Annotated in this window: 4 protein-coding genes; all 4 read right to left on the bottom strand. The window is 66.7% G+C overall.

The features are described 5' to 3' along the window. Nucleotides 1–16: 16 nt before the first annotated feature. Complete coding sequence (locus M3C25_RS12865; protein WP_102163240.1) at nucleotides 17–1,579, bottom strand: GMC family oxidoreductase; 1,563 nt, start codon at nucleotides 1,577–1,579, stop codon at nucleotides 17–19. A gap of 9 nt (nucleotides 1,580–1,588) precedes the next feature. Continuing rightward, a complete protein-coding gene (locus tag M3C25_RS12860) occupies nucleotides 1,589–3,061 on the bottom strand; it encodes an aldehyde dehydrogenase family protein (RefSeq protein WP_170273836.1) in 1,473 nt (490 codons plus the stop codon). Between the two features lie 30 nt (nucleotides 3,062–3,091). Then, nucleotides 3,092–5,329, bottom strand: coding sequence for a choline BCCT transporter BetT (gene betT, locus M3C25_RS12855; RefSeq protein WP_170273835.1), 2,238 nt, complete (start codon nucleotides 5,327–5,329; stop codon nucleotides 3,092–3,094). 183 nt (nucleotides 5,330–5,512) lie between these two features. Further along, on the bottom strand, nucleotides 5,513–6,640 hold the full coding sequence (locus M3C25_RS12850; protein WP_259857157.1) for an aminotransferase class V-fold PLP-dependent enzyme: 1,128 nt from the start codon (nucleotides 6,638–6,640) through the stop codon (nucleotides 5,513–5,515). Nucleotides 6,641–6,733 lie beyond the last annotated feature (93 nt).

Here is a 6,733-nt window from a genome sequence, read left to right as displayed (position 1 = left end):
GGTGAGTCTGTCAGGCTCAGCTGTCCTGCTTGATGAGCTCGGCGCACTTCTCGCCGATCATCATGACGGTGATGTTCGGGTTGACAGCGGTGATGAGCGGCATGACCGAAGCGTCGGCCACGCGCAGGCCCGTGACGCCCTTGACCTTGAGATCGGGGGTCAGCGGCGATTCGCTGTCGTCCGCCGGGCCCATCCGGACGGTGCCGGCCGGGTGGTAGACAGTGTTGTGGGTGCGGACGATGTAGTCTTCAATCTGCTCATCGGTCTGCACGTCGTCTCCCGGGTAGAGTTCGCGGCCGGCCCATTCGGCCAGCGCCGGCTGGGAGACGATCTCGCGGGCCTTCTTGATGCCCTCGACCATGATGTGCATGTCATAGCCCTCGGGGTCGGTGAAGTAGCGCGGATCGACCTTCGGCTTGTCCCGGTAGTCGAGGCTGCGCAGGCGCACGGTGCCCCGCGAGCGGGCGTGCGGGACGTTGGGGGTCAGGCAGAAGGCGTTCTCCGAGGTCGGATAGCCCTGGCGCAGGGTGTGCATGTCGAAGGGCACCGAACCGTAGTGCATCATGAGGTCGGGCACGTCGCCCTCGCCGTCGATGCGGGTGAAGATGCCGATCTCCCACCACTGGGTCGATTCAGTGACCATCGGCTTCTTCGCCTCCCACTGGATGACCGCCTCGGGGTGGTCCTGCAGGTTGGAGCCCACACCCGGGGCGTCGACGCGCACGTCGACGCCGACCTCCTTAAGGTGGGCGGCCGGGCCGATGCCCGAGAGCATGAGCAGCTTCGGGGTGTCGATCGCGCCGGCGGAGACGATGACCTCGCGGTTGGCTGCGATCCGCTGGGTGGTGCCGAAGGCGTTGTTGACGACATGGACGCCGGTGCAGGTGTTGCTGTCGTCGAACTCGAGTTCGCGCACCCACGTGTCGGTGAGGATCGTGAGGTTCTCACGCTTCAGGTTCGGGTGCAGGTACGACACCGAGGACGACGCGCGGGTGCCGTCGGCCCTGCGGTTGATCTGGAAGAAGTTCGCGCCGTTGACGACGGTCTCACCGGTGTTGAACTGCGCGCGCGGGATGCCAGCCTGTTCACAGGCGTCGAGCACGGCCACACCGCAGGGGTCCTTCGGCGGGACGTTCATGAGCTCGACCGGGCCGTCGTGGCCGTGCAGCGGGCCGTCGTCCTCATTGGTCTCGAGCTTGGTGAACAGCGGGAAGGTCTTCTCCGCCTCCCAGCCGGTCGCACCGTAGGTGTGCGCCCAGGCGTCGAGGTCCTCCTTCGGCGCCCAGAAGGCGATGCAGGAGTTGTGCGAGGAGCAGCCGCCGAGCACCTTGGCGCGGGCATGGCGCATGAACGAGTTGCCGTTGGCCTGCTCTTCGATCGGGTAGTCCCAGTCGTAGCCGGATTCGAGCAGCTCCATCCACCGGTTGAGGGTGAGGACCACGTCGAGGTCCTCATCACTCGGGCCGGCCTCGAGCAGTCCGACGGTGACGGTGGGGTCCTCGCTCAGGCGGGCAGCGACGGCCGCACCGGCCGAACCGCCGCCGACGACGATGTAGTCGAAAGTGTGGGTGGTCTCCATGGCTCCCTCTCAGTGCTCGGGAAACCAGCCGGTGACGGCCGGTTCGAGATTCTGGTAGATGTGCTTGGCTTCCTGGTATTCGGCCAGACCGGTGGGCCCGAGTTCGCGGCCGAATCCGGACTGCTTGTATCCGCCCCATTCGGCCTGCGGCAGGTAGGGGTGGAAGTCGTTGATCCAGATGGTGCCGTGACGCAGCCGGCCGGCGACCCGCTGGCACTTGCCGGCGTCCTGCGTCCACACTGCGCCGGCCAGGCCGTAGTGGGTGTCGTTGGCCAGCGCGACCGCCTCATCTTCGGTGGAGAACGTCTCAACGGTCACGACCGGGCCGAAGGCCTCGTCGCGCAGCACCGACATGCCCGGCTTGACCTGGTCGATGACGGTCGGCAGGTAGTAGAAGCCGGATTCGAGCTCTCCGGTGCCCCACCTACCACCGCAGCGCACGCGGGCACCTTCCTGCCTGCCGGCCTCGACATAGGCGGTGACCTTGTCGCGGTGCTCCGCGGAGATGAGCGGGCCGGTCTCGGCGTTCTCGTCGAAGGGCCCGCCGAGGCGGATCTTCTCGGCCCGGGCGACGAGCTCGTCGACGAACTCCTCGGCGATCGACTCCTCGACGATGAGCCGGGCACCGGCAGAGCACACCTGGCCGGAGTGCACGAAAGCGGCGTTGAGCGCATTGTCGAGCGCGGCTGCGCGATCAGCGTCGGCGAAGATGACGTTCGGGTTCTTGCCGCCGAGCTCGAGGGCGATCTTCTTGACCGTCTCGGCTGCGTTGCGGGCGATGAGCCGGCCGGTGACCAGACCGCCGGTGAACGAGACCATGTCGACATCCGCATGCGTTGACAACGGGGCTCCCGCCTCGGCGCCGGCGCCCAGGATGAGGTTGCCGACACCGGCGGGCAGGCCGAGCTCGTCGAGGACCTGCATCGTCAGGATCGCGGTGTGCGGGGTGAGTTCGGCCGGCTTGAGCACGAAGCTGTTGCCGGCGGCGATACACGGGGCGATCTTCCAGGCCGCCTGCAGCAGCGGGTAGTTCCACGGGGTGATGAGCGCGCACACGCCCACCGGTTCGTGGACGATGCGGGAGACGACGGTGCTGTCGCCGGCGTCGACGACGCGACCGGGATCAGCGTCGGCGATGCGGCCGAAGTAGTCGAAGCAGGCGGCGATGTCGTCCATGTCCATCTCGGATTCGATCAGCCGTTTGCCGGTGTCGAGGGACTCGGCGCGGGCGAACTCATCCTTGCGCTCCCGGATGGCGTCGGCGACCTTGAGCAGCAGCGCGCCGCGCTCGGCGGCCGGCACGCTCGACCACACCTGAGCGTCGAAGGCGCGGCGGGCGGCTTCGATCGCCTTGACGGTGTCGTCCTGGGTGGCTTCGTCGACCACGGCCACGAGCTCGCCGTCGGCCGGGCAGTGGATCTCGCGGGTTCCTCCGGCGGAGGCGGAGACCCATTCGCCGTCGATGTACAGGGTTTTCGGCATGGCACTCCTCATTTCTGCACAGCGCTGAGGTCAGCGGTCGCTGGACTCAGTCCGTGTCTTGTCAGGGGTTTCCTCTTCCCAATCTGTGGTGAGGGCGGTGGTCGATGCTGCGGCGACGTCCGGCGGGGTGCCGTCTGAGATCCGCAGGAACTCCAGGTGTGCCTCGAAGCTGCTGAGGACGTCGGAGATGAGCTGTTCCTTGGTGTACCCGAAAACATCGTATCCACGCGATCCCTCGGTGTTGAAGACTTCGAGGCGGTAGTATGCGTCACTGCCTTCGCGGGCGGTGTTGAGGGCGAACGACGGCATCTGCGCGGCCACCGGGTAGACCTGGTAGACACACGGCTCCGCGTCCTCGAACTCGATCGTCAGCGCTGCCTGCGGCAGCTTGTGGGAGACCACTTCCGAGGTGTCGAGGCGGGCGTCTGAGCCGTTGGCGCGCAGCTCCTCGGCCACCTCGGTCAGCGCCGGGATGACAGTGGACTTGAAGTAGCGGGAGGCGGCCCCGCGGCTGGGGAAGCTCGTGGCGCGGCGCAGGCGCTGCTGCCAGGACAGTCCTGCCTGGCCGGACAGGCGGCCGGGCAGGCTGTTGAACCGGCTGTCGGTGACGTCGAGCTCGACCTGCAGCGCCCGGTACAGCGACAGCATGACGAGATAGAGCACGACCGAGAACGGCAGTCCGATGATGAGAGTGGCTCCCTGCAGGGTGGTGACGCCGTCGACGATGAGCATGCCGAGCGTCAGCACGCCGGTGGCGATCGCCCAGAACACGCGCAGCCCCTTGCGGCCGTCGGTGTTCGGGTCATGGGTGTGGGAGGTGAAGTTCGCCAGCACGAGTGCGCCGGAGTCTGCGGATGTGACGTAGAAGAGCAGTCCGACGATGGTGGCCAGGCCGATGACGGCCGGGGCGCCGGGGTACATCTCCAGCAGCGAGTAGAAGGCACGCTCGGGGGTGTTGGCGGCGACGTCGGCGAATTCCAGGTTGCCGTCGAGCACGAGACGCAGCGTGGAGTTGCCGAAGATCGAGATGAAGATGGCGATGAAGGTGAAGGGGACGATGAGCACCCCGATGACGAACTGGCGGATCGTACGGCCGCGGGAGATGCGGGCGAGGAACAGTCCGACGAACGGCGCCCAGGCCACCCACCAGGCCCAGAAGAACAGCGTCCAGCCGGCCATCCAGTCATCGGGCTGGATGAACGGGAAGACGTCGAGGGTCATCCGCGGCAGCTCGTAGAGGTACTCGCCGATGTTGGTCACGAGTGCGTCGAAGAGGAACCGGGTCTTGCCGGTGATGAGAATGTGGGCCAGCAGCACGATGGCGAGGATGACGTTGAGCTCAGACAGACGGCGGATGCCCTTCTCGACACCGGTGACGGTCGAGATCGTGGCCATGAGCACGGCCAGGGCGATGAGGCCGATCTGGGCGCCGACGCCCTCGGGGACGCCGAACATCAGGTGCAGGCCGTAATTGAGCTGCACGACGCCGATGCCCAGTGAGGTAGCGATGCCGAAGACGGTGCCGAGCACTGCGGCGACGTCGATGGTGGAGCCCAGCCAGCCGTTGATGCGCTTGCCGATCGCCCAGTACAGGATCGAGCGGATTGAGAGCGGCATGTTCTTGCGGTAGGCGAAGTAGGCGAACGCCATGCCCATGAGGGCGTACATCGCCCAGCCGGTGATGCCATAGTGGAACAGCGTCCAGATGACGGCCATGCGCGCCCGGCCGTTCGGATCGGTGTCCGGGTTGAGCGGGTCGTCGACCGCGCCCTCTGGCGGGAACAGGAACTGGGAGGCCGGTTCGGAGACCGAGAAGAACATCAGGTCGATGCCGATGCCGGCAGCGAACAGCATCGCCGTCCAGGTGAACAGGCTGAACTGCGGTCGGGAGTGCTGCGGGCCAAGACGGATCTTGCCGGTGCGGCCGGCGGCCATCATGATGACGAAGACGATGATGAGTGTGGCGGTCAGGATGTAGTACCAGCCGAAGTTCGCTGAGATCCAGCCGACGGCGGTGTTGAGCACGAGGTCGGCGTTCTCCGGGGCGATGATCGCCCACAGGGCGATCGCCAGGATGCTGATGCCGGAGATGAGGAAGACCGGCCAGTTCGGTGGAGGCGGGTCTCCCGGCGAACCGTCAGCCGGTGCACGGTCAACCGGTGCCCCTGCAGCATCGGTGGCTGCTGCAGTGGCACCGGGGCGGGCGTCGTGTGGGGCGTTCGAGTCTGAAGGCTCTATCGGATCTGACGGCTGTTTCGAATCGCTCATCTCTTCGTCTCTGCAGTGGTGGGAACGCAGGCGCAGGGATCCCTGCGCCTGCCGGGCACTTCACACCATAACAAGGCCGCCAGTCCGCTTACCGGCAGGTAATGGCGACGCTCTGCGCGGTGACGCCGTCACCGCGCGCTGTCGCGCACACCCCAGCTGTCTGTCGAAACCACGAGAGCCGCGTCAGCCGATCTGGTCGAGCGCGGCCTCCAGTCGCGCTACTGCTGCGTCGACGTCAGCCCATTTGTCGAGGCCGAACAAGCCGATGCGGAAGGCTTGGAAGTCCTCTGGTTCGTCGACCATGAGCGGGACTCCGCCGGCCACCTGCACGCCTGCCTGCGCAAACGCGGCTACCACCTCGGCAGCGGGTCGCTCGGCCTGCACGACGACGACCGTCGGAGACTGCCAGCCCTCTGCAGCAACTGAGGAGTAACCGCGTGAGCTGAGGAGCTCGCGCACCTTGGTGCCGAGCTCGATCTGGCGCTCACGCAGCTGCGGCAGCCCGAACTCGACAGCCTCCTGCATGAGGGTGAGGTTGTGGGTGATCGAGTCAGTCGGCATCGTGGCGTGGTAGCCGTGCTTGCCTTCGGCGTAGCCCTCGCAGATCGTCATCCACTTCTTCAGGTCGAGTGCGAAGCTCGAGCTGGTGGTGTCCTCGATCGCCGTGCGAGCGCGCTCACCGAACATGATGTAGCCGGCGCACGGCGTGCCGCTCCAGCCCTTCTGCGGGGCCGAGAGGAGGATGTCGACACCGATGTCGTCCATGTCAACCCACAGCGGGCCGGAGGCGACGCAGTCGAGGACGAACAGGCCGCCCACCTCGTGCACGGCGTCTGCGATCCGGCGCATGTAGTCATCGGGCAGCAGCACGCCCGAGGCGGTCTCGACGTGCGGAGCGAACACGAGCTCGGTGCGCTGCCGGCGGATCGTCTCGACGACTTCCTCGATAGGAGCAGGCGCGAACCCGGCGTCCACGTCGCCGCCGGCCGGGCGGGCCTTGAGCACCTCGTGCTCGGCAGGGATCTGACCGGCGTCGAGGATCTGCGACCAGCGGTAGGAGAACTGGCCGTTGCGCACGATGAGGCAGCGCTTGCCGCCGGCGAACTGGCGGGCGACCGATTCCATGCCGTAGGAGCCGCCGCCGGGCACGAGCACCGCGGTTTTGGCGTTGTAGGTGTTGCGCAGGATCGACAGCGTCTCCTCCATCACGGAGACGAAGCGGGCGGACATGTGGTTGAGGGAGCGGTCTGTGAAGACGACGGAGTACTCCAGCAGACCGCCGGGATCAATATCGCTGTGCGGAAGTTTCATACCATTATCCTAAACCCCAAGGGTGGGTCTATGAGACTCGGGTCACACATCGGGACGAGAAGCGGCGCCCCCCGGGGGGGGGGGGGGGGGGGG

The organism is Brevibacterium luteolum (assembly GCF_025147615.1).
Classification (GTDB): Bacteria; Actinomycetota; Actinomycetes; order Actinomycetales; family Brevibacteriaceae; genus Brevibacterium; species Brevibacterium luteolum.
Note: the sequence above shows the minus strand (reverse complement) of the source record. Positions and strands in the feature narration are given on the sequence as shown.

What these genes read in the sequence shown, in the direction of transcription:
- M3C25_RS12865 (WP_102163240.1), bottom strand. Translation starts at nt 1,579, where the DNA reads ATGGAGACCACCCACACTTTCGACTACATCGTCGTCGGCGGCGGTTCG.
- M3C25_RS12860 (WP_170273836.1), bottom strand. Translation starts at nt 3,061, where the DNA reads ATGCCGAAAACCCTGTACATCGACGGCGAATGGGTCTCCGCCTCCGCC.
- M3C25_RS12850 (WP_259857157.1), bottom strand. Translation starts at nt 6,640, where the DNA reads ATGAAACTTCCGCACAGCGATATTGATCCCGGCGGTCTGCTGGAGTAC.
- betT (WP_170273835.1), bottom strand. Translation starts at nt 5,329, where the DNA reads ATGAGCGATTCGAAACAGCCGTCAGATCCGATAGAGCCTTCAGACTCG.